Genomic DNA, 23,205 nt, shown 5'->3' on the forward strand with positions numbered 1-23,205 from the left:
CCGTCTACGCCGGTATCGAACTCAAGTATGGCTGGTAGGGCACGCGCGGGGTTGGCCGTGATGGCGACGCTCGCGGGCGCGATTGGGGTCTAGACACGTTACCTACGCTCCCTGCTTTCGGAGGCCGGCCCGTCATATCGAGACCGTCTGCATATACCGCGGCCGAACGTTGTGCAGCAGCGATATCCGATGCGCCCTTCAAGACGAGGACAATCGCCGAGACCACACGCGTGAATGGCTTTGGATAGTCCCGCGTATTTCAGCCGAGCATTCACCCGAATCGAAATACAGGGTTCAATGGTGGGGTGGCCTGCTCCGACGAGCCTCGTAGCTTTGCGCCTTTTCCAGGACGAGCGCGCGAATAGCAGCACGCGTTTGCGTGTCGAGATCAGGACAGACTTCAATACGTTTTCTCAACAATCTCTTGTCGCTGCGTGCAACTTTACACGCAAGACACGCGGATATACTCGTATTCAGATAAAGCTTGGGCAGTGAGATTTGCGAGAAAGAGAACCTGGTCCCTTCGGACCAGACAACAGTATTGGAGCATAGGTATGAGCAGTGAAGTCACCATTGTTGAAACGCGGTTTGAGGGGGTACGTGTCGAGGTCAGGACGCCCGCGCCTTTTGACAAAGTCGTGGACCGCCTTGGCAAGCTTTGCGGAAAGTCGTCAATTCCTGAACTGGTGAAGCTCGCAAGGGAAGACATTTCGGAAGCGACCTATGTGAGCGAGGTAGAGCGGCGTTTTGTTGGCGAGAGTGGCTTCATGCTCTTTAGCGAGATCGATCATGGGGGCTGGATAGGAAAATTTGGCATCAAACGCCGAACGGTACGCTGGATTCTGGGAAATCCGCTCATCGCGATTACGATGCTTCGTCACGATATTTCCGCTGGTCTGTTCGCACCCGTCGAAGTGCTGCTGACCGAGGCGGAGGATGGTGAGGGTACTGTTGTGACTTACGTTCGTCCCTCATCGCTCATCGTGCTCGGCGATAGTCCGGAACTCAAGAGTGCTGCGCAGGCGCTCGACCGGAAGTTCGAAGCATTGATCGATCGGATGACTGCACTGCGTTGATCTTCGCGCTGGCGCGCAGGAAGGCCTAATGGAATATATCGAGAGTTTGCGTGTGTTTTGTGCCGTCGTCGAGACAAAGGGTATCAGGCGAGCCGCCGCTACGCTGGGCACGACGCCCCCGACAATCTCCAGGGCCATCGCCTCGCTGGAGGCACGTCTCGGGATCCGGTTGTTCAATCGCACTACGCGGCAATTCTCCACGACTGAATCGGCCGACCGAATCTATGGAAAATGCCGCCGCATTCTGGACGACCTCACGAATCTCGAGGCGAGAATAACGAGCGCAACACAAGTTCCGACCGGTGTTTTGCGCGTGGCTGCTCACACCACGGCGACAATCAGCAGACTCGTTCCGCTCATATCGACGTTCAGGTCGAAGTATCCGGAAGTCACCCTGGATATTACATTGACCGAGCGCCCGGTCGATCTCGTTGTCGACGGGTTTGATCTGGGCATCGTGTTGCCTTGTATGCTGGCCTCAGACCAGGTTGTGAGCACTCTGCTGGAGCGCATGCCGCTCGGCATTTTCGCAACAGAGGGATACCTGAGAAATCGCTGTCGCCCCACGACGCCGGTCGGCCTTGGCAGGCACACATTCGTTGCCATGCCCCCTTCTTTGCGCAAGCCCGCGCTCACGTTTCGTGGTACAGGGCAACAGGACGTGACGGTTCAGATCAAATACGACATTGCTTCGAATAGTCCAATCTTCAATCGCGAGATGGTTCTGAGCGGGCTTGGAATCGGCGCATTGCCAATCCCTCTTGTCCAGGAAGACATCAAGTGCGGCCACCTTGTGAGGCTATTGGATCAGTTCGAGATAAAAGAGGGAGAGGTCGAGATCAGGCTGGCCTACGCCACGCGCACACTGTTGCCAGCGAAAGTAAAAGCGTTCATCGATCACGCCAACGCATTTTTTGGTCAAGCGACGCTTTCTTGAATTATTCGTAATTCAGGTGAACGCGGCGAAGCAAACCTTCCAGGAGGTCCGCTTCTGCGGGAGTCAGGCCAGTTTGAGCGTGTTGAAAGATGGAATCAATGATGGGCGGCACGCGCATTGCCAGCGACTTGCCGCATTCGGTCAGCTCTAGCCGAACCATGCGCCGGTCACTCGTGCTGCGGAATCGCTGGAGTAGGTCTAGCTTCTCTACGCGATCGAGAAGCCTCGTTACGGCGCCAAGATCGATGCCGCATTCATGAGCGATGGCCGACGCGCTGCTGCAGCGCCCGCTGGCTATCAAGTGAAGGGCCCACGCTTGTGGGCCGGTGATACCCAGTTCCGCTCGCGTTTGCCGATTGACCAGATGGGTGAGCCGCGTATGAACGCGCGAGACCCAGTATGCGAGAGCGTTGTCGAGCGCCGGGCCGTGTGTCGGATGGATAGACATGCCGCGATGGTACTTGCGCAGCGAGCGGTCAATCAACGCTGGCCAGTGCATCAATCTGTTCTGGATTCCGTCAACTGAGAGCGCTGCTTCACTGGCGGCAGCGCATTCATGACAGCCTCGAGTTGCGCTGGCCCGGCAGCGATGGCGCTCAGGAAAACGGAAATCGAGAAGTCGATCATCTGATCGAGCCGAATGGGATAGTCGGAACGTGGCACACGGTCGGAAAGTATCAAGGTTGCGAGCCCGTGCTCGACGCTCCAGGCAGCGTGCGTGACCAAAGTCAGCGAACGCTTTGGCCAGCCGTTTTCGAGCGCGACGTTCTCAACTACCGTTGCAAATAGCCGGAACGACTTCGCGCCTTCCTCGGTGAGCTCCGGATACGAATTCTGCGCGACGATCCGAGGCCCGATCATCAAGTCGAAAAGCCCTTTGTGTGCTCGCGCGAAATCGACATATGCGCGCATCATCTGATGGGCCTTCGTCATCGCGGAGCTATCGGACTGTATTATCCCGCTGCGCATTCGCGCAAGATCACGGAATCCATCGGCTGCGATCGCCGCGAGTAGCCCTTCCTTTCCTGCGAAATGCCGCGACGGCGCGGCCTCGGACACGCCGACCGCGCGCGCCAGGTACCTCAGACTTAGCTCCCGTGCGCCAATATCTTCGAGCGCACGGCGGCCCTCAGCGATGAGCGCATTGCGCAAATTTCCGTGGTGATAGGGCGTAGGGGCGGCGGTGGGCGGTTTCGAACTCACAGCATGAGTAGTGGCGTTCCAAGGGGAAATCATTATAGGCGGGCGTCTCCGGCGCGCGCAACGACCTCTGGCCGGCGCTCGAGAAAATGGGGCGTAATGGAGTTGGGGGTGTAGTTCGGACGCACGGGAATACCCTGGTTTGCTTCCAAGTTAACACTGTTATCATCAACTCACAACGAACTGTGTTCTGGGTTTGAACAGGTGTTTCTGGAAACATCGAAAGACGGTTCACAAGGTCCACAGTTCGCTTCGGTATCCTGAAGGTATTCCGATCGTTTAAACCTTATGTCCGACATTCCGTCGGGCTACGACGCAGGACGAGAAATGAGCACAGTCGTGTTTGAGAAGGACGGCGCAGTGGGCGTCGTCACGATGTCGAAGCCGCCTCACAACCTCATCGAGGATACGTTCCTCAAGGATCTTCTCGCTGCGTACAGCAAGGCCGTCGAAGAGGGATGCCGGTCCATCCTGCTGCGCAGCGCCATGCGCCATTTTTGCGCGGGCGCCGACGTTGCGGGCTTCGCCGGCGGCGGCCGGCGCCGTGACCAGGCCGGCCTCGACGCGTTGCTCGACGCGCTTGAAAACGTGCCGCTGCCTTCGGTCGCAGCGGTCCACGGTGGCGCGCTCGGCGGGGGATTCGAATTAGCGCTGACCTGCGACATGATCGTTGCGGCCGACACAGCCTTCTTCGCTGCAGCCGAGGCGAGTCTGGGTCTGCTTCCGCTTCTTGGCGGCGTGCAACGCGTGGTTCAACGCGCAGGATCGGCGCGAGCCAAGGAGATTGCGATGTTCGGCCGGCGTCACGATCCCGCGGCCCTGGAGCGGTGGGGGGTGATCAATCTCGTTACGGCCGAATCTGAACTGCCGGCTGTGTCGATGTCATGGGCGCGTCAACTGGCAGCGGGTCCAACCGTCGCACTTAAAGGGATCAAGATGCTTGCCAATCTGTCTGCGCGGCACGGCATCGCCGGCGCAGATGCCCGGCAGACCGAGATCAGCAACATGATGTGGGCGAGTGCGGATCAAAAGCGCGGTCTCGAGTCGTTTGCCAAGTCGGGCCCGGGTTCGGCCATTTTCGAGGGGAACTGATCATGGGTGCGCCTCTCGAGGGACTGAAGGTTATCGACTTCACGCGCGTGCTGGCGGGGCCGCTGTGTACGAAGACGCTGCGCGATCTTGGCGCCGAAGTGATCAAGATCGAGCCGCCCAGCGGCGATACGGGCCGTGGCGGCGTTCCCCATATCGGAACGATGTCCGTCTACTACGCCCAGCAGAACGCGGGGAAACGCAATCTCAGTCTGGATTTGAACTGGCCCGAGGCGCGAGCCATCGTCGCCGACCTGTGCCGCGAGGCCGACATCATTGTCGAAAACTTCCGGCCGGGCACCCTGGCGCGATTTGGTCTCGGTTACGAGCAGGTGCGTGATTTCAACCCTGCCGTTGTCTATGTTTCGATGAGCGGCTATGGTCAGACCGGGCCGTGGCGCAACCGACCGGCATTTGCGCCGACTGTCCAGGCGGAGACGGGGCTGACCGATATTTTGCGTGAGCACTATGACTTCGGTCCGGAGGAGATGAAGAACGACGCCTGCAGCCACGCCGACGTCTATACGGGTCTCCATGGCGTCATCGCCGTGCTCTCCGCACTCCAGCAGCGAAACCGGACAGGCGAAGGCCAGCACGTGGACGTTTCAATGGCGGCGACCATGCTGGCTGTCAACGAACGCGCAGGCGCGCAGTTGTCCGGCGTGGACACCAACGGTGAACCGCCAGCGCTGAGCGCCACGGAATCGCACATTTTCCGCATGCCGGATGGCCGTCATGTCACCATCGCCGCCAGTCCGATCTATACGCCGATGTTCATCCGGTTCTGTTCGATGATGCGGCGCACCGATCTGCTGCTCGATCCCCGGTTCGCCACTGCCCATCTTCGGCGACAGAACCTCGATGCGTTGCTTGCCGAGGTGCGGGCATGGATTCTGACGTTCACGGACCTGGACGAACTGCAGGCGCAGGTAAGCGAACAGGGCCTTGCCATCGGCGTCGTGCGTACAACGAATGAATTGGCGGATTCCGAATGGGCCGCGGAATGGGGGGCGATCGTCGAGATCGACGACCGGACCGGCGGGACGATGCGCATGCCAGGGCCGCCGTGGCGCTTTAGCGGTGCGACGCTGCCCCTACCCGGCATTCCTGCATTTCAGGGCGAACACAACGTTGAGCTGCTGACCGAGCGCGACGTCGACCCGGCACTGATTCAGGAGCTTCGCGAACGGCGGATCCTGTTGAGCCGCCGCAGCCTGCGCGGGGATTTCGATGCGCCTTGACCATACCCACGACGCCGCCGCGAAAAGTTGGGTCGAATCGGCAAACCAGCCTGAAAGCGCATTTCCGCTCCAAAACTTGCCGTTCAGTGTATTCCGGCGTGCGGGGACATCGGAGGCGTTTCGCGGCGGCGTCGCCTTGGGCGACTACGTCATCGACCTGAAGGCGATTGCGGCGCTCGGCGGTCTTTCGGGAAGCGCGGGCCAAGCTGTCCTGGCCTGTACTGAGCCAACGCTGAATGCTTTCCTGGCACTGGGGCCGAACGCGTGGCGCGCCCTGCGCCACGCAGTCTTCGCCTGGTTCAGCAAAGGGGAATCGCTGGCACCGAGTGCCCCTTCGGTTGATGAACTCGAAGGGTGCCTCATGCCACAAGCGGATGCCGAATACGCGCTGCCGGTTCAGATCGGTGACTACACGGACTTTTATACGTCGATCGATCACGCGCGAAATATCGTCAAGTTGTTGCGGCCGGATGGCTCGATTTCGCCGAATTTCCAGTGGATGCCGATCGCTTACCACGGGAGAGTGTCGAGCATCGGGTTGTCGGGGCAGGCCGTGCGACGGCCCGTCGGGCAACGTTTTGCTGCCGGAAAGCGTGAGCCTGAGCTTGGACCGTGTGCCCGGCTGGACTACGAACTGGAACTGGGCATTTTCATTGGCGTTGGCAATGAACAAGGCGCCCGCATTCCTGTTGAGTCGGCCGAGGAGCATGTGTTTGGGCTTTGTCTGCTCAATGACTGGTCGGCGCGCGATATTCAATCGTGGGAGTCAACCCCGCTCGGGCCATTTCTCGCCAAGAATTTCGCTACCACGATATCACCGTGGATCGTCACCATGGATGCGCTTGCGCCGTTTCGCACGGCGTGGGTCCGTCCGGAAGGAGATCCCCAGCCACTGGAATACCTGTCCATGCCGGAAGCGGATGATCAGGCGTTCGATATTCAGCTGGAGGTGGCTATCGAGACCGCTGACGCGCGGCGAAGTGGGAGGCGTCCCAGCCGGGTTTCGCGTACGAGCTTTCGCCACCAGTACTGGAGCGTCGCGCAAATGGTTGCACACCACACGATCGGTGGCTGCAATCTGCGCCCCGGTGATCTGCTAGGTAGCGGGACGATTTCCGGCCCGACTGCTTTGGAAGCCGGTGCGTTGATCGAGTTGTCGCGTGCCGGAGAGTCTCCTGTCGAACTTGCTGGAGGCGAGACGCGCGCGTTTCTCGAAGACGCAGACGTCGTTGTCATGAAGGGGTGGTGTGAGCAGCCTGGCTTCGTGAGCATCGGCTTTGGCGAAAACCGCGGCGAGATCTTCCCTGCAAAATGGGAATGAAAGCGTGACCATCTGCGGGCTAAACCCGGACGGTCAAAACTTCAGATGATCCTGGCAGAAGATCGGGACGTTTGTGCCTGGAGACGAATCAATGAGCGTGTTGTTCGAAGCAGACACAGTGAAACCGGTCAGTGAATCGGACCGTGAACTAAGCAAGGCATTTCGGTCGTCGGAGTGGCGCATTATCCCGCTCCTCTTTTGCCTGTGGATGTTGGCGTGGGTGGACCGCGCCAACGTGGCCTTTGCGAAGCTTCAGATGCTGTCCGATCTGCACTTTAGCGAAACGGTGTACGGTCTCGGCGCGGGGCTGTTCTTTCTAGGCTACGTCGTCATGGGGATGCCATCGACTGCGCTTCAACAACGCTGGGGCGCGCGGACCCTCATCTCTGCAATAGCAATTGGCTGGGGACTGACGAGCATCGCGATGATGTTCGTCAGTTCGCCAACGATGTTCTACGCACTTCGATTCCTTCTCGGCGCTTTCGAAGCGGGCTTCTATCCCGGTGTGATTCTCTACTTCAACGAATGGTTTCCGACAAAGCGTCGTACGCGCAATTTCAGCATCTTCCATTCTGCGGCTATCTGCTCGACCATTGCGGTTGGCGTGAGCGGCGGTTTCGTGCTCGAACATATGAGCGGGATTCTGGGGTTTGCCGGTTGGCGGTGGATGTTCGTGCTGCAGGCCGTCCCCACGGTGTTGCTCGGATGCGTCGCTGCATTTGTGCTTCCGGACGGACCGGCTACCGCCAGGTGGTTATCGGCGCGCGAACGCGAGATGATATCGCGCAGTGTCGCGGAAGCTCGCCTGAGCGTCACCCCAACGTCCGGAAAATCATCGGCGCTTTTCGCCAACCCGATGATCTGGATGTTGGCTGCGATTTACTTTTGCATTCTGACTGCGAATTCGGCCTTGGGCTTCTTCATGCCGACTATTCTGCGCGAAGCGGGCTTTGGTGGATACCGGGAGATCGGCAACGCAATTGCGGCAATCTGCCTGATCGGTGCGGGAGGGAACATTGCATTCTCGACCTTCGCGAGTCGTTATCGGGACGTTCGTTGGCATTGCGCGATTGCATCACTCGTTAGCGTTGTGAGCTTGATCGTGCTGGTTTTTTCGTGGCACAGCGATCAGACGACGACGTTTTTCACGCTCGCGGTTGCGATCGCGGGAACCGGTGCCGGCGTGTCGCTATTCTGGCAAATCCCGATGCGGTTCATGAAAGCCGGTGAAACGATCTTGGCCGTTCCGCTCATCAGTTCAGTAGCGAACGTCGCGGGTTTCCTCACGCCGTGGTTGACCGGTTATGTGCGGGATGTCTCTGGAAGTTACGCGAGCGGATTCATGACGGCGGGAGCCGTTCAAGCGCTTGCAGCCTTTCTGCTGGTTGCCGGGATTCCGCTCGTTGCCCGGCGACTGTCTGTCCAATAGATCGATCGTTTCCGTTCGCCCCAGCATTCATACAATCGCGCGATGCGGTGCCCGCAAAGGTGCGGGCATTGAGTGCCACTTCGTGAGTGTGTCTTGAATAATCTAATTTCGAAGAATCAATAATGATCAATTTTCGTTAAATCATTTAATTATTAAAAGAATAATCTGTGTAAGTTCGGAGAGGAGATTTATGGAAAAGGTTGCGAGAGATCATATTCTGGTTCTGTCTATTGCTATTACCGGGGCGACACCCACTCTCGCGCTTGCGCAGAGTAGCGTGACGCTCTACGGAATCGTGGACGCCGGGGTGAGCTATGTAAACAACGTTGCGGTGAAGCCGGGCAGTGTAGGGGCCAGCAAGTTTCAGGAAACGACGGGAGTTGGATTACCCTCGCGTTGGGGCATTCGCGGTATCGAGGATCTCGGAGGGGGGAATTCCGCTGTCTTCGTGCTGGAGAACGGCTTTAGCGTGGCAAACGGCACGATGCTGCAAGGCTCGCGCTTGTTCGGACGGCAGGCCTATGTGGGGCTGCAGAACAACGCAATCGGGACGTTCTCAATGGGGCGCCAGTACGAACCCCTCGTGGATTTCGTCGGACCGTTCGTGTCGTCGCGGCAATGGGGAACGCAGTACGGCGCGCACGTTGGCGACGTCGATAACCTCTACACCACATTTCGGCTGAACAACACTGTCAAGTTCGAGAGCAAAAATTTCGCTGGATTCACACTCGGCGGACTCTACGCGTTTAGCAATCAGGCAGCTGGATCAGACGGAGAAGGATTTGCGAACAACAGGGCGTGGAGTGTGGGCGGCAGCTACGCGCGCAATTCGCTTTCGTTGGGCGTCGCACATTTTCACCTCAGCGAACCGTCGGCAGGAGCCACAGGCGGGAGCAATACTTCTGGCGCTGTTGTGGGTGACTATTCGAGCACGACATCGATATTTTATGCGCGACCGGTAAGCACACAGGACATCACGGGCGGCGGAATTGCCTACGAGATGAGTCAGTTCACGATCGGGGGTGCCTATACCTTTGTCAAGCTGCGGTATGCGGATCACACCAATTTCTCGATCTCCAATTACGAAGTGAACGGCAGGTATCGATTCACGCCCGCCTTGCAAGCCGGCGTGGCTGTCATCTACAGCGTCGGCAACGTAGGAGGTGCATCGTCCATGGCCAACGTCAGCGATGGTCCTCATCCACACTGGCTTCAGTTCAACAGCGGGTTGGTTTACTCGCTGAGCAAGCTCACCGATCTATACGGTGCTGTGGTATATCAAAAGGCTTTGAACGGGGCACTGACGACGGCCATCAATAACATTGGCGGCTCAAGCGGCACGAATTCCCGTTATCAGATCGCTGCGACGGCCGGCGTGAGGCACCGATTCTAGCGAGCTTCGACAGGCTTCCTGCGCCGACGACTGGCGCAAGCGCCAACCCTCACCACGAAGGCACGAAGCCACCCACGGGCGGCAAATGGGGCACTATTCGCGTTGTCGATTTGTACAACACTTTCCTGCCTAAACCGAGGTTCATTGCGAAAGCGCGCCGACTTAGAATCGATCGTCGAATGATTCGAGTGGGAGCATCAGATGCGTACTGTTATCGCGTACGTTTTGCTTGCAGCGGTTGCTGTCGCGTATTTCACGCCATCCTTGATTGCTCGCCGGCGCATGAAGCAGGAAGCCGCGAGAATATTTCTGTTCAATCTGCTTCTTGGCTGGACGGTGGCGGGCTGGCTGGGCGTGATGAGTTGGGCCACAGGTTCACGAGAAGCCGATTCGCGAAGCGCGAAGAACGCGCTCCTGTGGCAGCGGTCAATCAGAGATTTGCGGCGGGGACGCGGACCTCGCTGTTGACCCAGTCAGCGATTCGCTGCGCCTCTTCGACAGCATTGAAGCGTCTTGCTAATACCTGAGCCTTGGCCATCGCGTCAACGCCATGCGGAAGCCGCGCGGTATTGCTGGCGAGTAAGCTCATGGCGAGCGGCGAGCCTTGTTCGTCAGACGCTTTTAGTTACGAAATGCTTTCTAAAGAGGCAGGCGATCATGGATTACGTTGAATCATTGCGGGTATTTCGTACGGTGGTCGAGGCGCGCAGTTTCACGCGAGCAGCTGACACGCTGGGCGTTACGACGCCTGTTGTTTCTCGCGCGATTGCGTCCCTGGAGCAGCGGTTGGGAAACCGGCTGTTTCACCGAACCACCCGCCAAATCTCGTTGACCGAGACCGCTGAGCGATTCTATGAACGTTGCGTCAGGATTCTCGATGATATCGACGCGCTCGAGGCGGAGACGTTCAACGAGGCCAGAGAGGCCACGGGAGTGCTACGCCTCGTTGCACATACCACAGCTACCGTGAACCTTCTGGTGCCGCTTCTCGCGAGCTTCAAGTTGCAAAACCCCAAGGTCAGCCTCGAAGTCACGCTTATCGAGCGCCCCGTTGATCTGGTTGCCGATGGCTACGACCTCGGGATCGTTGTGCCTTATATGCTCACGAGTGACACGACGGTAACCAAACTGCTGGAACGCATCCCGCAGGTGATTGTTGCCTCGCCAGAGTATTTAAAGAAACATCGCCACCCGGGTGAACCTGCTGATCTCGCCGAGCATGACTTTGTGGCAGTGTCTCCGTCGATCAAGAAGCCGGCGCTCGCATTCAAGGTAGGGCAGGAAGACGTTTCGATCCCGTTGAAGTTCGATGTCGCTTCCAATAACCCCATGTTCAATCGGGAGATGGTCCTGCGGGGCTTCGGCTTGGGCGTATTGCCGGAAGCGTTGATACGTGACGACCTGGCTTGCGGGCGCCTTGTGAGGTTGCTCGAAGGCTTTGATCTAGCCGATAGCGCAATTGAAATCCGGCTGGCGTATTTGACTAGAACCCTCATGCCCGCAAAAGTGCGGGCGTTTATCGATCACGCGACTGCATTCGCGCAATCTCATCTCTAGAGCCGATGGGATCGACGTCTTTTGTCACACTTTCGGGCTGGTCACTGTAACTCATTCGGCAAGAATCTGTTCGCTTCCAGTCATTTGTCGTTTGCCCAGCCTGACGTAGGCTACCTCGGAGCCGCAAGCACACGAAACGGTGCGGCGATTGTTCAGTTCAGATCCGAAGGGGTAGCGATGAAGCGGGTAGCAAGACTGGTCATTCTGGCGGGCGTTCTCACCGCGCCCAACCTCGCGAGCGCGCAATCGCCTTCGGCAGTGGACGGCCAACAGGTGCAGGCGCAATACGCGCAATCGCTCCAGGCCAGCAACAAGTCCATGAGCCCGGACGAGGTGCGTTCCGGACTCGATGGTCGCGTTCGTGAGAAAGCGGCGATTTCAACCAGCGATAGCGGGGCGGGTATCAACGGCTACAAGGGTGAGCGCTACCCGGCTGAAGTGAGATACAGCTCATATTCGCCTCCGATCTACGTCGCGCGTTAACCTGCGGGATGATACTCCGGCGCTGTACAAGCCAGCGCCGAGCGATGCATCGCGCACTACGATTTCGCTTCGTACGGGACATCAATGCGCGGCCGCGACGCCACAGCCTTTTCCATAGCGGCGATGCGTGCGTTCTCGAGTTTCAGCGTTTGCGCGGTGAAGACTGTGGTCCATGTTTTCCCGTCGATGCTCCACGACCCGCTTGGAATCTCTTCGATAATGCAGAAGACGCGCGGTCCGCTGCCGTCGCCTTTTGTTCCGTCGGCTTCAAGGACCAACTCGGTCAACTCGCGGGCGAGATTGTCGATGCGGGCCTGGTCCATGAACCCCGTCATGACCCGCACGTTGAGCCGGTAGATGTTTTGACCGGGTACGTGGCCGCCCACGGTGACATGATCGCGTGGGCGTTCGTCGAAGTAGACCCATGCAACGGAGCCCGAGGTTTCGTTGACTTCGATTCCCTCCCAACGCAGCGCAGTGGACCACATCTTGTCCGCAAGACGGCTGCGGGCGTCTGGGCTCAACGAACCCACTGCATAACTGAAATCGATAAGCGGCATGATTGCTCCTTGCGTTTAGGGGAGTAGTAATCCTGGTGCGTTTGACGATGGAGAACGCGCGCTGACGACTGCATTGCTGTTGCAGCGCAGCGACCGGTCGTTCGTTCGGCTATCCGTGATTTGGCGTTGCCGACGCAAGTGAAATTAGCAGTTGGGACGAGTGCGCGATTGCCTCTCCGTGCAGGGGGAGTTGCCGGAAAGTGCAGTCGAGGTGTTCCGCGCGGCAGCATGCTTGCGCTACAAGGCAAGTGCGCTTGCGCTGCGGAGCAACTCCGGCGTGGGCGAGTGATCTATCGTTGTCTCATCGGCGCGTGATTGTTATCCCCTGGTTGGGGGCCGACTTAACTACCAAGGAGACGACGATGGAAATCAAGGCGAAGATCCAGGAAGAGGCTGTACAGATCGACGAAATCCCCTGGAAGCCTTTTCCCGATGCACTGTCGCAAGGCGGTATTCGCTGGAAGATGTTGCACGCGTCACCCGAAATGGGTGCGTGGACCGCCATGTTCGACTGTCCCGCAGGATCGTCCTTCAACGCGCATTTTCACGTGGGCCCCGGCGAGTATCTGCTAACGAAGGGGCGGATGGATGTGCGCGGCGGGAAGGAGCATGGCGGCGACACTGTTGTCGCTCCGGCGTATGGCTATGAATCGGCCAACGCGCGGCACGATAAAACGTACTTCCCGGTGGACAGCGCGTTCTACATGACCTTTCTCGGTCCGCTGTCGTTTATCCGCGAGGACGGGACGCCGATCATCGTCGTGACGTGGGACGAGGCGCAGCGGGCGTACGCCGGTTGATCGTATTCGGGGCGCGCGCCCACTGGGTGCGCGTGCGACCCAATCCATTTGAGGAGCAGTTCGCTATGACTGAAACACCCGTAGAAGTCGAGGCGTCAACACAGCGAGTGTTCGAACACCATCTCGGTGCCTTTGCAGTAGGGATCGACGAGATCCTGAGCGATTACGACGAAAACGCTGTATTGATGACGCCCGGGAAGGTCTATCGCGGGCTTGATGAAATCAGGCAATTCTTTAAGGCGTTCGTCGATAGCGCCGAACCGGCGTTCTGGTCGGCATTCAAGATCACGAGCCAATGCGTTGCTCGCGAAGTCGCTTACTTCGCATGGGAAGCGAAGCCCTCGGTCACGCTTGCGACCGATACGCTCTTCGTGAAGAGCGGGAAGATTTCCATCCAGACCTTCACCTCGCTCGGCGCATAGTGGGTGCCGCTGCGCCATGCAATTCTGAAAAGGTTGAATAAATTAGCCAAGCTGATTCATACCATGATCCGGGTTCGGGAACTCGAGCGGTCGCTCGAGTTCTACCGGCTCGCCTTCGGGCTGATAGAAGGCCACCGGCTCGACTTCCCTGATTTCGCATTGGTCTACCTGCGCAATGCAGAGAACGATTTTGAAGTCGAACTCACGTGGAATAAGGGCCGCGAATTGGCTTACACTCACGGTGATGGGTATGGGCACGTGGCAGTGGCGGTTTCCGGACTTGAGGTAGAGCGGGCCCGTTTTGCAGAACTCGGATTCGGTCCAACGCCAGTGAAGGAGTTCAAGGACGGGGACACACTGCTTGCACGATACTTCTTCGTGCAGGACCCGGACGGATACAAGATCGAGGTGCTAGAGAAATCGGGGCACTACGTTTGATCATCGTGGCTTGATAGCCTGGAGTAAATCGATCGGGTCAGCTCGTCGCACGGCGCCCATTTCGACTTCGTTCGCGCGGCGCTCGAACAGTCGCAACGCCCAATCGTGTGATTAATAAAAATAGGGGACAGGCGTACGTGCACGGTGTTGCGCCGCATCACCGTCGCGTGATCGGGCGGCGCAATGCTGGCACAACACCCACGCGTGACCGTTGACTTGACGGTGATAGTTTGATGCCTTCGACGGGATGGATCGTTGGACTTGGCCCAGATACTCTGTCGGCATGAACACACTCCCACTCTACGTCGACGACTGCTTCGCTATTCGGCAAGCAGCCCGGCATATTTCGAAGCTGTACGAGCGTCACCTTTCCGAAGTGGACATGACACCGACCCAGTTCAGTATTCTGAGCACGTTGGCTCGTGCCCCGGGGCTCACCATGCTGGAGATGGCGGAGGCGATGGTGATGGATAGAACCACACTCATTCGAACGCTCAAGCCTCTGGAGCGAAACGGGCTCGTTGGCGAATCCTCGGAGCTCGGGAACAAGCGCCGGTTGAGATTGAATATCACAGCAGCCGGCCGAGCGAAGCTGGATGAGGCCATCGGTCATTGGCGCACCGCGCAGGCAAGTTTCGAAACCAGTTTTGGCGAACGTGAGGCCGCACGGCTGAGGCTGGAACTCTTCCGGCTGACGAGCGATAACAGCCAGCGGTAGTCGATCCGAGCGTCGAAACACCTGTCGACTGGATTGTTGTCGATCGGGTGAGAAATTGATACGCCTGGCGCGGTTGAAGATCGCGCAGGGGACGCGTACCATCCGCAGCACGTAACACCGCACCTCCAACTCGGCCGTACGTGCCGATACCCACCAGTCCTCATGCCGCTTTCGGGTAAGCAAAGAGCTTTCCGGAAAGCCGGTGCTCCAGCAAGTCGAATCCCCGTTACTCAAATAGTAAATCAGGATAACTGATAAATCGAGTGTTGCATCAAATCGAGTGGCTGCCAACTTACTGGATCTACAGCTCGCAACAATCTTGTGCCCCGTTGATTGTTGATGCTACCCAGGTCAATCACTAATCTGTGCACATACACCGATCGCCATGCGAATGCATGCAAGCGATATGTCTACCGGAAAAAGGAAGCCACGATGAAAGCGCATCGCCCGTTGAGAACCATCAGTGCCTGGATGTCTCCGCTAGCAGCCGCAGCCGCAGCCGCAGCAGCGCTGTGCCTCGCAGGTTGTGTCAACTACGCTGGTATCAAGAGCAATCACCAGATTGAAGAACCGGCGAAATATGAAACTCAACAGAGTTTGCCCGCTGAAGGCGGGAAATGGCCTTCGCTGGATTGGTCGGAGCAGTTCGGCGATCCGCAACTACCGAAATTGATTGACGAAGCGCTGAAGGGTAATCCGAGCATCGATGAAGCGCGAGCACGCATCGACAAGGCGACGGCTTATGCAGGCAGCGCGAAATCGGCACTCTATCCGAACGTAAGCGGCTCCTATTCCTTTTCGCGCAATCTCTACTCGGAGAATACGGTCTATCCGGCGCCGATCGGCGGAAACTGGGCCAGCGAGAACACAGTGCTGGCGGGTGCATCATGGGATCTGGACTTCTGGGGAAAGAATCACCAGCGGTTGAAGGAGGCTATTTCCGACCAGAACGTCGCCGAGGCCGAAATGGAAGCCGTGCGCGTTTCGCTCGCCACGTCGGTTGCCAGCACTTATAACGAGCTCGCGCGTCTGTACGAATTGCGCGACATTGCGGCGAATGAACTAAAGAACCGCGAAGAGATCGAGCACATTACCAACGGGCGCGTCAATGCTGGCCTCGACACGAACGTAGAACGGCAAACGGCCAATGGCGATACAGCGACCATTCGCTCGACGCTCACCAACCTGGACGGGCAGATCACGACGGTGCGCTGCCAGCTTGGTGCACTACTGGGTGCGGGACCCGATCGCGGACTCGCCATCGCAGTGCCCACGCTCGGGAACGGAGCTGCAGTTTCCTTACCGGATAACTTGCCGGCAGACCTTATTTCCCGCCGCCCCGACCTCGTCGCGGCTTACTGGCAAGTCGATGCCGCAGCGCATGGCGTCAAGGAAGCGAAGGCGGAATTCTTTCCCGACATCAATCTGTCTGCTTCGCTGGGGCTGGACGCTTTCGGCTGGGGGCGCTTTCTGAATTCTTCCAGCCGGCAGATCCAGGCCGGTTCGGCCGTTCACCTGCCGATTTTCGATGCCGGAGCGCTGCGTTCGCAATTGAAAGGCCGTTATGCCGACTTCGACTATGGCGTCGCGAACTACAACAAGACACTGATCAACGCGCTGTCTGAGGTTGCCACCCGGGTGACGCTGATCCACTCGACCGACAAGCAGCTCGTGGACGCGCAGGCAGCGCTGGACGCACAGGCGAAAGCGTACCAGCTTGCGGTCGTGCGCTACCGGTCCGGTTTGAATGAGCAGCTTCAGGTGCTTAATGCCGACGACAACCGACTCTCCGCCGAACAGGTCGTTGCGAATCTGAAGATGGATCGACGCAACATGCAGGTCGCGTTGATCAAGGCGCTCGGTGGCGGCTTTGATGCTGAAAAAACTGAGCTCGCAACGCAATCGGGTACACCGGATACGTCGCTGTCGGTCCTGCATCCAAACAAGTGAATTTCCCATCTTTAAACCGTTACGCGTCAATTGATGACGTTGGCCAAGCATTTTCGGAGTGAATCCATGAATCAGCCTCAACCCGCCGTGAAGATCGAGACCAGCGAGCAAGAAAAGAAGGGCGGCAAGCGCAAGTTCCTGCTTGGTGCGCTTGTCTCGGCGCTGGCAGGCGCTGGTGTTGCCTACGGCGCTTACTACTCGCTCGTTGCCCGCTATCACGTCGAGACCGATGACGCGTATGTGAATGGCAATGTCGTCCAGATAACGCCCCAGGTCACGGGTACCGTAGTGGCCGTGAATGCCGACAACACACAGATCGTCAAGATGGGCGCACCCGTTGTCCAACTGGATCCCGCCGATACGCGGATCGCACTCCAGCAGGCGGAAGCCAACCTTGGGCAGACGGTGCGCCGGGTGCATGGCCTGTATGCCGACGACGACCAATATCGGGCGGAGATCGCAGAGCGGCAATCCGATCTCACCAAGGCACAAGACGACCTGCGCCGCCGGCTCGCGACGGGGGGCACGGGCGCGGTTTCGGCAGAGGACATCTCGCACGCCCGCGACGCCGTCAACAATGCGAAGGCCGCGCTCGACGCCGCGGTCCACAAGCTCGGCGCCAATCGCGCGCTCACGGCGAACACGACGGTCGAGCAGCACCCGGATGTCCTTGCAGACGCGGCAAAGGTTCGCGACGCCTACCTGGCGTATTCGCGCACGACATTGCCGGTGCCGGTGACCGGCTATATCGCCCAGCGCTCGGTGCAGGTCGGGCAGCGCGTCTCTCCGGGTACGCCGCTGATGTCGGTCGTGCCGCTGAATCAGGTGTGGGTAGACGCGAACTTCAAGGAATGGCAACTCCGACATATCCGGGTGGGGCAGCCGGTGGAGCTGACGGCGGATGTCTATGGTTCGTCGGCCGTTTATCACGGCAAGGTGGCCGGGTTCACGCCGGGCACCGGCTCGGCACTCGCGCTGCTGCCGGCCCAGAACGCAACGGGAAACTGGATCAAGGTCGTTCAGCGCCTGCCGGTTCGCATCGAAATTCCTGTTGAAGAACTGGAAAAGCACCCGCTACGTGTGGGTTTGTCGATGAACGTCGATGTGAACGTCAAGAACGCGAACGCGGCACAGGCCGGCGCAGATCCCACATCTTCCTATCAGACGAAGGTGTTCGTGCACGACGGCGACGAAGCGAATGCCGCGATTGACCGAATCATCAAGGATAACGAATAACCCGGCCTGACGGTTCACGCGGCCATTTCGACAGTCAACCTTATCCGGATTGCCATGACTACCAGTCATCAGGAACACCCGCCCCTCAGTGGGGCGACCCTTGCCCTCGGCTCGCTGTGCGTGGGACTTGCAGGCTTCATGACCGTACTCGATTCTTCGATCGCGAATGTCGCCATTCCAACCATCTCAGGTAACCTGGGCGTTTCCGGCGACGAGGGAACGTGGGTCATCACGGTATTCGCCGCCGCGAACTCCGTATCGATCCCGTTGACTGGATGGCTGACACAGCGATTGGGGCAGGTGCGCCTGTTCGTGGGATCGATTCTGCTCTTCGTTATCGCTTCGTGGTTGTGCGGTGTGGCGCCAACGCTTCCCATCCTGCTGACGGCGCGAGTGCTTCAGGGCGCGGTGGCGGGGCCGCTGATCCCGATGTCGCAGGCTTTGCTGCTCAGTTCGTGGCCGAAGAGCAAGTCGGCGCTTGCGCTGTCGTTGTTCTCGATGATTGTCGTCACGGGGCCGATCGTGGGGCCCGCACTGGGCGGGTGGGTGACCGACAGTTATAGCTGGTCGTGGATCTTCTACATCAATATTCCTGTTGGGCTGTTATCGGCAGGGGGCGTTTGGGCGCTCTACCGCCATCGGGACACCGCGCGCAAGAAGATCCCGGTCGACATTGTGGGCTTGCTGCTGCTGATCGTCTGGGTGGCATCGCTTCAGGTGATGCTGGACAAGGGCAAGGATCTCGACTGGTTTTCGTCGACCACCATTATTGTTCTCGCGATCACCGCAGCGGTGGGGCTTGCGCTGTTTATCATCTGGGAACTCACGGACAAGAATCCGGTTGTGGATCTCACATTATTCAAAGAGCGAAACTTTCTGGGCGGAACGGTTTCGATTGCGGTTGCTTACGGGATCTTCTTCGGGACGCTCGTGCTGCTTCCCCAGTGGATGCAGGAATACCTGGGGTACCGGGCTGTGGACGCGGGCCTGGCAACGGCGCCACTGGGCATTTTCGCAGTGATCGGTGCGCCGATCATGGGTAAGATCCTGCCGCGCTCGGATGCACGAATCATCGGCACATGTGCATTTATCGGCTTCGCGATCGTGTACTACATGCGTTCGTTCTTTTACACCGATATCAACGAAGGCTTCATCATCCTGCCGACCCTGTTGCAGGGCATTCCGATGGCACTGTTCTTTGCTCCGCTGACGGTGATCATCCTGTCGGGCCAACCGCCAGCCAAGGTCCCTGCAGCAGCCGGACTTTCGACTTTCGCACGGATGTTCTTCGGCGGCATCGGCACCTCGATCGCGAATGTGATCTGGAATAACAGAACGATTCTGCATCACGAGATTCTCACGAATCAGTCGAGCCCGACCAACCCGATGTTCAACCAGCAGATCGATGCCTATCATTCGTTGCTTCACCTGGGCCAGGGTGCCTCATATGCACTCTTTGATCAAGTGGTGCAGAAGCAGGCAGCAATGATGGGACTGAACGACGTCTTCTACGGTTCGGCGCTCGTGATGATAGTCATTATTCCGCTGATCTGGATTACGAAGAAGCCGCGCAAGTCGGCTGCAGGAAGCGACGCCGCAGCTGCAGCGCATTGAGAGCCGAAGCGGCCAGACTCGCGGGAGGAACGCTGGGGGCTCTGAGTGCCGGTTTAGCTTGCGCGGTTCGCAACGATACTGCCCAGGGCTGCACGGCGGGCATCGCTCGGCGAGATCCCGTAGCGTTCCTTGAATGTCCGGCAGAAGTGACTGACTGAATTGAAGCCCCAGCGGAATGCAATCTCGGAGATCTGGAGCCTCTGGAAAGCCGGATCCGTCAGCGCCTGTTTGCATGCATGAAGGCGACTGTTGAGGATATATCCGGACACGGTCATATCGCTGCGCTGGAAAAGCATGTGGAGATATCGCAGCGAAATATGATTCGCTTCGGCAATGCGCGTCGGATTCAGATCGTCTTCATGAAGGTGCAGGAGAATAAAGTCCTGAACGCGTCTGAGCATCGCTGCGCTTGCATCGAAAACCGCAGAGGGTTGCAGGCCGGAGAGCGCGATGCCAAGCAGTTCCAGCGTGGATCGGCTCACGGATTCCTGAACGTTCTGATCCAGTGCGCCGATCTGATTGGATAGCGCAAGAAGATGAACCGCCAATAGCGAACCAACGCCGCTGCGGCTCTCTATCTTGCCTCCAGAAGGCGGTCGCTTGCGCTCCGGCAGGCGCTCCCGCATCAACGACCAGGGAATCATCAGCGTCACCTTGTGGAGACGCTCGATAACCTCGAACTGAACCACCTGATCGGATGTCCAGACCACCAGGTCGCCCGAAGTCACTTCCACTCCCGCATCCCCGATCTGGAATCGTTCACGGCCCGCCGTCGTCAACTGAACCCCCACGTACAAGTCGTCGTCGTGTCCTAGCTGGCGCCGTGTCCTTTGCCCTATGCAGGGATCGCAGACCGTTTCGACAATGCCGGAGCCTGCGAAATCATGCTGCTTTACCCGTGCATAGAAGGTTGCAGGAAGACGCTGAGGCACCTGCCACTCGCGGTAGCTTCGGCTTAGCGCGTCCTGCCATGCGTCTGTGCGATCGCTCGTGGGAACCTGCTCGATCGACCATTCGGTGAAAGCATTTCGCAAGTTCGTCTCCTGTCTCGAGTTGCGCGTCTCTTCTACTGGATGCGCTTGCTCAATCTTTAGATTACACCCTGTGGCCGCGTACGGCAGGCGGCATATTGCCGATCGGTGAATGCATCCGAGGGCTGAAGGCCAAGGTTACCGGAACGGCAACAAATTGATGTGCAGCATGGCGTTGTCAGGATAGGTCACTGTCATTAGCCTGCATGTTCGCTCAGTCGATTTCGGACGAGCCCGCGGTGCCTGGTCACACCACCAGTACGCGCTGCAAACATCAGGAGATTAACTTGTCAGAAATCGTAGTAGCTGCATTTGCGCGCTCGCCGTTTCACTTCGCCCGCAAGGGTGCGCTGATCGATGTCCGCCCCGACGATCTTGCTGCCCAGGTCGTTTCGGCATTGTTGTCCCGCACGGGCATTGAGCCTGCAATGATTGAGGACATCGTAGTCGGATGCTCTTACCCAGAAGCAGAGCAAGGCTTGAACATCGCGCGAATCATTGGGTTCCTGGCCGGATTTGGTGACACCGTCCCGGGCGTGACGATCAATCGTTTCTGTGGCTCTTCGATGTCTTCTGTGCACTACGCCGCCGGTCAGATCGCGCTCGGGCTTGGTGAAGCGTTCATTTGCGCTGGGGTAGAGTCGATGACGCGAGTGCCGCAGGGTGGTTTCAATCGCTCGCCCAATCCGAAATTGCAGGAAGACTATCCGCAAGCCTACGTTTCGATGGGCATGACGGCGGAGAACGTCGCGAAGGAGTTTGGTGTCGATCGCGCGGCCCAGGATGAACTCGCCATGATTTCGCACGCAAAGGCTGCGGCTGCGCGTGAAGACGGCAGGCTCGACGCGGAAATCGTCCCGATTGAGACCCCCCAAGGTCTGGTGTCGAAAGATAGCTGTATCCGCCCCGGTACGAATCTGGAGGCACTGCGCTCTCTCAAGCCCGCCTTCATCGAGGGAGGCAGTGTGACCGCTGGCACGTCCTCGCCGTTGACCGATGGAGCATCGGCGATCCTGCTCTGTACTGCAGAATTTGCCCGACGCAATGGATTGCATCCTCTCGCGAAACTTCGTAGTGCGGCGGTCGCGTCCTGCAAGCCGGAATTGATGGGAATCGGGCCGATTCCGGCGACTCGCAAGGCGTTGGCACGCGCAGGGATTTCCGCGCGTGATCTCGACGTGGTGGAGATCAACGAGGCTTTTGCCAGTCAGGCTATCGCTTGTGTCAGAGATCTGGAGCTGGATCCTGATCGCACGAATATCGACGGGGGCGCCCTCGCCATCGGTCATCCGCTCGGCGCGACGGGAGCGCGCCTGGTCGGCAAAGCCGCTGCGCTGCTTGCCCGGGAGGGCGGCCAGTTTGCTTTGGCTACCCAATGCATTGGCGGTGGGCAGGGTATTGCGACGATTCTCGAAGCGGTTTAGGTCGTCTGCGCCCGAGCGTCTTGCCGTGCGGGCCGGATCGGATCCAGCTTACCCCAGGTTTCTCAACGTATCGAGGATTTCCTGGGAGAGGGCGTTGGAGCGGACCGAGCGCGCCAATACCATGCCGCCCACCAGGGTCGCAAGAGTCGCGATGGCCTCCGCGCGCGACGCTGCGCCTTCCTCCTGTGCGGCAATCAGTTCGATCAGGCTATTGATGCCCGTTGCGAAAGCACGCCTTGCGTCGGCGTTCAGACGCGAAACATCCGCGCCGAGTGAGGGAATCGCGCAGCCCGCTTCCGGGTGATCGCGATGCGCCTGTGTCATGTAGGTGTCGAACATGGCGCGCCGGCGTTGAGCGGGCGGCGCTTCGGACACCGCGGTTTCGAGGCGTGCGGTCATCTGGGTAAAGGCCGCCTCGATGGCTTCGACGATCAGGGCGTCTTTTGATTCGAAGTGCGCATAAAAGCCGCCATGCGTGAGCTTTGCGCCCTTCATAAGTTGTGCGACGCCTATGCCGTCGACCCCGTGCTTTCGGAACGCCTTCGCAGCGGCGTTGACGATCCTGAAGTGGGTTTCTTCCTTGTGCTCGGCGGGGTAACGCATTGACTGGCTCCGGTTAGGCGGGTGCTGAAAAGTATGGTCAATATATAAGATGATGAACGTCATTGCATAGCGTTTCCCGTACGCGGGAAGGCGCACTAGGCGCTGCGCTGGGGTAAACACCTGCCGGGATTCGTCCGGCCAGCACTTGACCGCGACGATACAGCTCCATAGCATGTTATCGGTGCGTACATTGAAGGCTAAAGGAGGGTAGTTTGGAATTCAAAGGATCACAGCGCATCAACGCATCCCGTGCCGCCGTGTGGCAGTGGCTCAACGACCCTCAGACCTTGCAGCGATGCCTGCCTGGTTGCGAACACTATGAGCGCGCAGCAGATGGCAGCTATGACGCTGTCATCGTGGCGGCCGTCGGGCCGATCAAGGCGCGATTCAAAGGCAGCGCACGCTTCTTGGATCTGCGCGAGGACACCGGTTATCGAATTGAAGGGAACGGCAGTGGCGGGATCGCTGGCTTTGGCAAGCTAAGCGCCGACGTTCACCTGGAGGACATCGAAGGCGGAACCGCCTTGCACTATACGGCCACCGCGCAGCTTAGCGGCAAGCTCGCGCAAATCGGTTCCAGACTGGTTGGTTCGATCGCAAGCAAATTTCTTGCGGACTTCTTTTTGCAGTTTGAAAAGCAGGTGAGCGAGTGTGAGGATGCAGCCTCGCCCTGAAGTATGACG

The 23,205-nt window shown here is 58.6% G+C and carries 25 protein-coding genes; 19 read left to right on the plus strand and 6 right to left on the minus strand.

From position 1 onward, the window contains the following. Positions 1 to 554 precede the first annotated feature (554 nt). Together JMY28_RS24965 and JMY28_RS24970 are read left to right on the plus strand one after the other, a co-directional pair. Positions 555 to 1,076, plus strand: a complete 522-nt coding sequence (locus JMY28_RS24965; protein ID WP_201698561.1) for a DUF302 domain-containing protein — start codon at positions 555 to 557, stop codon at positions 1,074 to 1,076. Between the two features lie 28 nt (positions 1,077 to 1,104). Beyond that, the gene (locus JMY28_RS24970) at positions 1,105 to 2,013 is read left to right on the plus strand and encodes a LysR family transcriptional regulator (protein WP_201698562.1); all 909 of its coding nucleotides are present in this window, start codon (positions 1,105 to 1,107) and stop codon (positions 2,011 to 2,013) included. Position 2,014: 1 nt separating this feature from the next. Here the strand turns inward: JMY28_RS24970 and JMY28_RS24975 are convergent, their stop codons facing one another. After that, entirely contained in the window at positions 2,015 to 2,512 is a 498-nt protein-coding gene (locus JMY28_RS24975) for a MarR family winged helix-turn-helix transcriptional regulator (RefSeq protein ID WP_236597037.1), read from the minus strand. Next, entirely contained in the window at positions 2,512 to 3,165 is a 654-nt protein-coding gene (locus JMY28_RS24980) for a TetR/AcrR family transcriptional regulator (RefSeq protein ID WP_236597030.1), read from the minus strand. The genes JMY28_RS24975 and JMY28_RS24980 overlap by 1 nt, the downstream gene beginning before the upstream one ends. 375 nt (positions 3,166 to 3,540) lie before the next feature. On the opposite strand from JMY28_RS24980, the gene JMY28_RS24985 reads away from it, so the two are divergent. The 6 genes from JMY28_RS24985 (at position 3,541) to JMY28_RS25010 (ending at position 10,154) form a co-directional block, all read left to right on the plus strand. Further along, on the plus strand, positions 3,541 to 4,305 hold the full coding sequence (locus JMY28_RS24985; RefSeq protein WP_201698565.1) for an enoyl-CoA hydratase/isomerase family protein: 765 nt from the start codon (positions 3,541 to 3,543) through the stop codon (positions 4,303 to 4,305). A gap of 2 nt (positions 4,306 to 4,307) precedes the next feature. Next, a complete protein-coding gene (locus JMY28_RS24990; protein ID WP_201698566.1) occupies positions 4,308 to 5,543 on the plus strand; it encodes a CaiB/BaiF CoA transferase family protein in 1,236 nt (411 codons plus the stop codon). Beyond that, entirely contained in the window at positions 5,533 to 6,864 is a 1,332-nt protein-coding gene (fahA, locus tag JMY28_RS24995; RefSeq protein ID WP_201698567.1) for a fumarylacetoacetase, read from the plus strand. The genes JMY28_RS24990 and fahA overlap by 11 nt, the downstream gene beginning before the upstream one ends. Positions 6,865 to 6,955: 91 nt before the next feature. Continuing rightward, entirely contained in the window at positions 6,956 to 8,293 is a 1,338-nt protein-coding gene (locus tag JMY28_RS25000; protein WP_201698568.1) for an MFS transporter, read from the plus strand. A gap of 190 nt (positions 8,294 to 8,483) precedes the next feature. Further along, complete coding sequence (locus tag JMY28_RS25005; protein ID WP_201698569.1) at positions 8,484 to 9,686, plus strand: porin; 1,203 nt, start codon at positions 8,484 to 8,486, stop codon at positions 9,684 to 9,686. A gap of 201 nt (positions 9,687 to 9,887) precedes the next feature. Further along, entirely contained in the window at positions 9,888 to 10,154 is a 267-nt protein-coding gene (locus tag JMY28_RS25010; RefSeq protein WP_201698570.1) for a superinfection immunity protein, read from the plus strand. Here the strand turns inward: JMY28_RS25010 and JMY28_RS25015 are convergent. After that, on the minus strand, positions 10,117 to 10,275 hold the full coding sequence (locus JMY28_RS25015; RefSeq protein ID WP_201698661.1) for a hypothetical protein: 159 nt from the start codon (positions 10,273 to 10,275) through the stop codon (positions 10,117 to 10,119). The two genes, JMY28_RS25010 and JMY28_RS25015, sit on opposite strands and share 38 nt — an antisense overlap. A gap of 68 nt (positions 10,276 to 10,343) precedes the next feature. Here JMY28_RS25015 and JMY28_RS25020 point away from each other — a divergent pair, with 68 nt between their 5' ends. Together JMY28_RS25020 and JMY28_RS25025 are read left to right on the plus strand one after the other, a co-directional pair. Next, complete coding sequence (locus JMY28_RS25020) at positions 10,344 to 11,243, plus strand: LysR family transcriptional regulator (protein WP_201698571.1); 900 nt, start codon at positions 10,344 to 10,346, stop codon at positions 11,241 to 11,243. Between the two features lie 177 nt (positions 11,244 to 11,420). After that, on the plus strand, positions 11,421 to 11,726 hold the full coding sequence (locus tag JMY28_RS25025) for a hypothetical protein (protein WP_201698572.1): 306 nt from the start codon (positions 11,421 to 11,423) through the stop codon (positions 11,724 to 11,726). A gap of 56 nt (positions 11,727 to 11,782) precedes the next feature. On the opposite strand, the gene JMY28_RS25030 is transcribed toward JMY28_RS25025, so the two are convergent. Further along, a complete protein-coding gene (locus JMY28_RS25030) occupies positions 11,783 to 12,286 on the minus strand; it encodes a tautomerase family protein (RefSeq protein ID WP_201698573.1) in 504 nt (167 codons plus the stop codon). A 362-nt stretch (positions 12,287 to 12,648) separates the two neighbouring features. On the opposite strand from JMY28_RS25030, the gene JMY28_RS25035 reads away from it, so the two are divergent. The 7 genes from JMY28_RS25035 (at position 12,649) to JMY28_RS25065 (ending at position 19,464) form a co-directional block, all read left to right on the plus strand. After that, entirely contained in the window at positions 12,649 to 13,086 is a 438-nt protein-coding gene (locus tag JMY28_RS25035; protein ID WP_201698574.1) for a cupin domain-containing protein, read from the plus strand. A gap of 65 nt (positions 13,087 to 13,151) precedes the next feature. Then, entirely contained in the window at positions 13,152 to 13,508 is a 357-nt protein-coding gene (locus tag JMY28_RS25040; protein WP_201698575.1) for a nuclear transport factor 2-like protein, read from the plus strand. 63 nt (positions 13,509 to 13,571) lie between these two features. Continuing rightward, positions 13,572 to 13,946, plus strand: a complete 375-nt coding sequence (locus JMY28_RS25045) for a VOC family protein (protein ID WP_201698654.1) — start codon at positions 13,572 to 13,574, stop codon at positions 13,944 to 13,946. Positions 13,947 to 14,229: 283 nt separating this feature from the next. Then, complete coding sequence (locus JMY28_RS25050; protein WP_201698576.1) at positions 14,230 to 14,664, plus strand: MarR family winged helix-turn-helix transcriptional regulator; 435 nt, start codon at positions 14,230 to 14,232, stop codon at positions 14,662 to 14,664. 432 nt (positions 14,665 to 15,096) lie between these two features. Beyond that, positions 15,097 to 16,614, plus strand: coding sequence for an efflux transporter outer membrane subunit (locus JMY28_RS25055; RefSeq protein ID WP_201698577.1), 1,518 nt, complete (start codon positions 15,097 to 15,099; stop codon positions 16,612 to 16,614). Between the two features lie 66 nt (positions 16,615 to 16,680). After that, positions 16,681 to 17,850 (plus strand): HlyD family efflux transporter periplasmic adaptor subunit, encoded by a 1,170-nt coding sequence (locus tag JMY28_RS25060; RefSeq protein ID WP_201698578.1) that lies wholly within the window; start codon positions 16,681 to 16,683, stop codon positions 17,848 to 17,850. A gap of 54 nt (positions 17,851 to 17,904) precedes the next feature. Continuing rightward, positions 17,905 to 19,464: a DHA2 family efflux MFS transporter permease subunit gene (locus JMY28_RS25065; RefSeq protein WP_201698579.1), complete on the plus strand. Its 1,560-nt coding sequence runs from the start codon at positions 17,905 to 17,907 to the stop codon at positions 19,462 to 19,464. A 53-nt stretch (positions 19,465 to 19,517) separates the two neighbouring features. On the opposite strand, the gene JMY28_RS25070 is transcribed toward JMY28_RS25065, so the two are convergent. Then, a complete protein-coding gene (locus JMY28_RS25070; RefSeq protein ID WP_201698580.1) occupies positions 19,518 to 20,498 on the minus strand; it encodes a helix-turn-helix domain-containing protein in 981 nt (326 codons plus the stop codon). Between the two features lie 284 nt (positions 20,499 to 20,782). Between JMY28_RS25070 and JMY28_RS25075 the strand changes: the two genes are divergently transcribed. After that, on the plus strand, positions 20,783 to 21,919 hold the full coding sequence (locus JMY28_RS25075; RefSeq protein ID WP_236597031.1) for a thiolase family protein: 1,137 nt from the start codon (positions 20,783 to 20,785) through the stop codon (positions 21,917 to 21,919). A 48-nt stretch (positions 21,920 to 21,967) separates the two neighbouring features. Here the strand turns inward: JMY28_RS25075 and JMY28_RS25080 are convergent, their stop codons facing one another. Continuing rightward, positions 21,968 to 22,522: a TetR/AcrR family transcriptional regulator gene (locus tag JMY28_RS25080; RefSeq protein WP_201698582.1), complete on the minus strand. Its 555-nt coding sequence runs from the start codon at positions 22,520 to 22,522 to the stop codon at positions 21,968 to 21,970. Positions 22,523 to 22,734: 212 nt separating this feature from the next. On the opposite strand from JMY28_RS25080, the gene JMY28_RS25085 reads away from it, so the two are divergent. Beyond that, positions 22,735 to 23,196 (plus strand): SRPBCC family protein, encoded by a 462-nt coding sequence (locus JMY28_RS25085; RefSeq protein ID WP_201698583.1) that lies wholly within the window; start codon positions 22,735 to 22,737, stop codon positions 23,194 to 23,196. Positions 23,197 to 23,205 lie beyond the last annotated feature (9 nt).

The organism is Paraburkholderia hiiakae (assembly GCF_904848665.1).
GTDB classification, from domain to species: Bacteria; Pseudomonadota; Gammaproteobacteria; order Burkholderiales; family Burkholderiaceae; genus Paraburkholderia; species Paraburkholderia hiiakae.

Coding starts and splice junctions, on each gene's coding strand:
- JMY28_RS25000 (WP_201698568.1), top strand. CDS start 6,956: ATGAGCGTGTTGTTCGAAGCAGACACAGTGAAACCGGTCAGTGAATCG.
- JMY28_RS24965 (WP_201698561.1), top strand. CDS start 555: ATGAGCAGTGAAGTCACCATTGTTGAAACGCGGTTTGAGGGGGTACGT.
- JMY28_RS25010 (WP_201698570.1), top strand. CDS start 9,888: ATGCGTACTGTTATCGCGTACGTTTTGCTTGCAGCGGTTGCTGTCGCG.
- JMY28_RS25055 (WP_201698577.1), top strand. CDS start 15,097: ATGAAAGCGCATCGCCCGTTGAGAACCATCAGTGCCTGGATGTCTCCG.
- JMY28_RS24985 (WP_201698565.1), top strand. CDS start 3,541: ATGAGCACAGTCGTGTTTGAGAAGGACGGCGCAGTGGGCGTCGTCACG.
- JMY28_RS25030 (WP_201698573.1), bottom strand. CDS start 12,286: ATGCCGCTTATCGATTTCAGTTATGCAGTGGGTTCGTTGAGCCCAGAC.
- JMY28_RS25060 (WP_201698578.1), top strand. CDS start 16,681: ATGAATCAGCCTCAACCCGCCGTGAAGATCGAGACCAGCGAGCAAGAA.
- JMY28_RS24975 (WP_236597037.1), bottom strand. CDS start 2,512: ATGCACTGGCCAGCGTTGATTGACCGCTCGCTGCGCAAGTACCATCGC.
- JMY28_RS25080 (WP_201698582.1), bottom strand. CDS start 22,522: ATGCGTTACCCCGCCGAGCACAAGGAAGAAACCCACTTCAGGATCGTC.
- fahA (WP_201698567.1), top strand. CDS start 5,533: ATGCGCCTTGACCATACCCACGACGCCGCCGCGAAAAGTTGGGTCGAA.
- JMY28_RS25045 (WP_201698654.1), top strand. CDS start 13,572: ATGATCCGGGTTCGGGAACTCGAGCGGTCGCTCGAGTTCTACCGGCTC.
- JMY28_RS25025 (WP_201698572.1), top strand. CDS start 11,421: ATGAAGCGGGTAGCAAGACTGGTCATTCTGGCGGGCGTTCTCACCGCG.
- JMY28_RS24990 (WP_201698566.1), top strand. CDS start 4,308: ATGGGTGCGCCTCTCGAGGGACTGAAGGTTATCGACTTCACGCGCGTG.
- JMY28_RS24970 (WP_201698562.1), top strand. CDS start 1,105: ATGGAATATATCGAGAGTTTGCGTGTGTTTTGTGCCGTCGTCGAGACA.
- JMY28_RS25040 (WP_201698575.1), top strand. CDS start 13,152: ATGACTGAAACACCCGTAGAAGTCGAGGCGTCAACACAGCGAGTGTTC.
- JMY28_RS25015 (WP_201698661.1), bottom strand. CDS start 10,275: ATGAGCTTACTCGCCAGCAATACCGCGCGGCTTCCGCATGGCGTTGAC.
- JMY28_RS25005 (WP_201698569.1), top strand. CDS start 8,484: ATGGAAAAGGTTGCGAGAGATCATATTCTGGTTCTGTCTATTGCTATT.
- JMY28_RS25035 (WP_201698574.1), top strand. CDS start 12,649: ATGGAAATCAAGGCGAAGATCCAGGAAGAGGCTGTACAGATCGACGAA.
- JMY28_RS25050 (WP_201698576.1), top strand. CDS start 14,230: ATGAACACACTCCCACTCTACGTCGACGACTGCTTCGCTATTCGGCAA.
- JMY28_RS25020 (WP_201698571.1), top strand. CDS start 10,344: ATGGATTACGTTGAATCATTGCGGGTATTTCGTACGGTGGTCGAGGCG.
- JMY28_RS25065 (WP_201698579.1), top strand. CDS start 17,905: ATGACTACCAGTCATCAGGAACACCCGCCCCTCAGTGGGGCGACCCTT.